Origin of the sequence: Paenibacillus ginsengihumi DSM 21568, from assembly GCF_000380965.1 — a bacterium.
GTDB lineage: Bacteria > Bacillota > Bacilli > Paenibacillales > NBRC-103111 > Paenibacillus_G > Paenibacillus_G ginsengihumi.
The window spans coordinates 1-1,948 of sequence record NZ_KB905679.1; the positions used below are offsets into that span (position 1 = coordinate 1).

The window sequence follows — 1,948 nt, forward strand, 5'->3', positions numbered from 1 at the left end:
ATCTATACCAATTCCCTTGTCCGATTTTCAAAGGTTTTCTGGAAATTCGTAGAGCTAATTTTGGCTGGTAGCATCGCTAGTGGCGAAGAGCCTCAGTTTCTTTGGAGAGCCAAAGAGCAGGGAATAGTGCCGGAGTGAGGAATCTTGCATTAGCGGGAGCGCTTGTAAGTGCTACCAATCCGTATTTTATTCTCTGGTGGGCGTCAACAGGTATGGAATCAATACGCCAGTCTTATACTTCAGGGTTAATTGGTGTTTTGTTCTTTTTCATAGGGCATATCCTATCGGACTTTGTATGGTATACAGCAATATCCACGGCATTTTCCAGAGGAAAGAAACTGATAAGTGATACCCTATATCGATGGATAATTATATTGTTAGGCATATTTATTGTAGCATTTTCAATCTATTTTATAGGCAGTGGCTGGAAGATGCTATTAGGGGCGATAGAGTGAGAAAAAAGATAGGTATATAGTTCGAATTAGCATTTGTATATATAACTGTTTTAACTATTGCTGGATTTATGACAAATAGAAAGGGATAATTATAATGAAACAAAACAAATACGATGATGATGTCTTTTTCAATAAATATAGCAACATGAACCGTTCAAAAAATGGTCTTGAAGGTGCGGGGGAGTGGCATGAACTAAAAAAGATGATGCCTAACTTCAAAGATAAAAGGGTTTTAGATTTAGGCTGCGGGTTTGGATGGCATTGTCGCTATGCTGTAGAGAACGGTGCCAGGTCAGTAATTGGAATTGATATTTCACAAAAGATGTTAAGTGAAGCAAAGAGTAAAACAAAATATGGGAATATCGAGTATATCTGTATGCCAATAGAGGACATAGACTTTCCTGAAGAATCCTTTGATGTTGTTATCAGTTCCCTGGCTCTTCACTATGTTAAATCCTTAGAGGATGTATTAGTCAGAGTATATAAATGTCTTTCAAAAGGTGGAGATTTTGTATTTTCTGTAGAGCATCCCATTTTTACAGCACAAGGTCCTCAGGATTGGTATTATGATGGTAAAGGTAATATTCTGCATTGGCCAGTTGACCATTATTTCACGGAAGGTATTCGTAATGCTAAATTTCTAGGTGAGGAAGTTATTAAATATCACCGGACACTTACTACATACTTAAACAGCCTCATAAAATTAGGATTTGAAATAACAGGAGTTGTTGAACCAAAGCCAGCAGAAAATATGCTTAATACAGTACCTGGAATGTTGGATGAACTGCGCCGGCCAATGATGCTGCTTGTGTCGGCAAGAAAGAAGTAATATTAGAATGAAATGAAGGCGGAGGTGAAGCACTGTGTTTGAAGGCGGTGTACCAATGGAAATAAATGAGAAAATTTATATTGAGGAATATAACCCTGAATGGGCCGGACAGTATGAATATGAAAAAGAACAATTATGCAATGCTCTTGGTGATGCGGTTAGGTATTGAACATATAGGAAGCACATCTATTCCTGGAATTTGGGCAAAACCGATAGTTGACATTATGATAGGTGTAAAGTCTTTGCCCCTGGAGAAATCTCAGATTTGTAAAGTCATAGAATTAGGCTACGAATATCTTGGTGAAGCAGGAGTAAGTGGAAGGATTTATTTTCGGAAGAGATTTCCCAAGGCATATAATGTACACATTACCCAATTCGGGAACTTGATTTGGAACAATAATATTCTTCTACGTGACTTTTTGCGCAGTAATAAAGATGAAGCAATGAGATATTCAGAGTTGAAAAAGATGATAATATCCGAAGGTGTAAACAATTTATTAGAATACTCAGAGCGCAAGGCTGACTTTATTAATGAAATTCTTAAAAAGGCTAATGAATGGTATAATAAACCTGAATTTCGAAAGCGCATAAGATCAATGCAAGATGCTAAAGCAATGGCGACTTAAGATGTAAAAATGTAGGAGTTTCCCATGCCTAGTGGAGA

3 protein-coding genes are annotated in these 1,948 nt (G+C 37.3%); all 3 read left to right on the forward strand.

Annotated elements, in window-relative coordinates; all coding sequences use genetic code 11:
• Nucleotides 1-101: 101 nt before the first annotated feature.
• The 3 genes from F591_RS33745 (at nucleotide 102) to F591_RS29290 (ending at nucleotide 1,910) form a co-directional block, all read left to right on the forward strand.
• Nucleotides 102-455 carry a LysE family transporter gene (locus tag F591_RS33745; protein WP_425414377.1) on the forward strand — a complete coding sequence of 118 codons (354 nt, stop codon included), beginning with the start codon at nucleotides 102-104 and terminating at the stop codon, nucleotides 453-455.
• A gap of 94 nt (nucleotides 456-549) precedes the next feature.
• On the forward strand, nucleotides 550-1,284 hold the full coding sequence (locus F591_RS0126935) for a class I SAM-dependent methyltransferase (protein ID WP_019537630.1): 735 nt from the start codon (nucleotides 550-552) through the stop codon (nucleotides 1,282-1,284).
• Between the two features lie 113 nt (nucleotides 1,285-1,397).
• Nucleotides 1,398-1,910, forward strand: coding sequence for a GrpB family protein (locus F591_RS29290; protein WP_169445887.1), 513 nt, complete (start codon nucleotides 1,398-1,400; stop codon nucleotides 1,908-1,910).
• Nucleotides 1,911-1,948: the final 38 nt, after the last annotated feature.

Coding starts and splice junctions, on each gene's coding strand:
- F591_RS0126935 (WP_019537630.1), top strand. CDS start 550: ATGAAACAAAACAAATACGATGATGATGTCTTTTTCAATAAATATAGC.
- F591_RS29290 (WP_169445887.1), top strand. CDS start 1,398: ATGAATATGAAAAAGAACAATTATGCAATGCTCTTGGTGATGCGGTTA.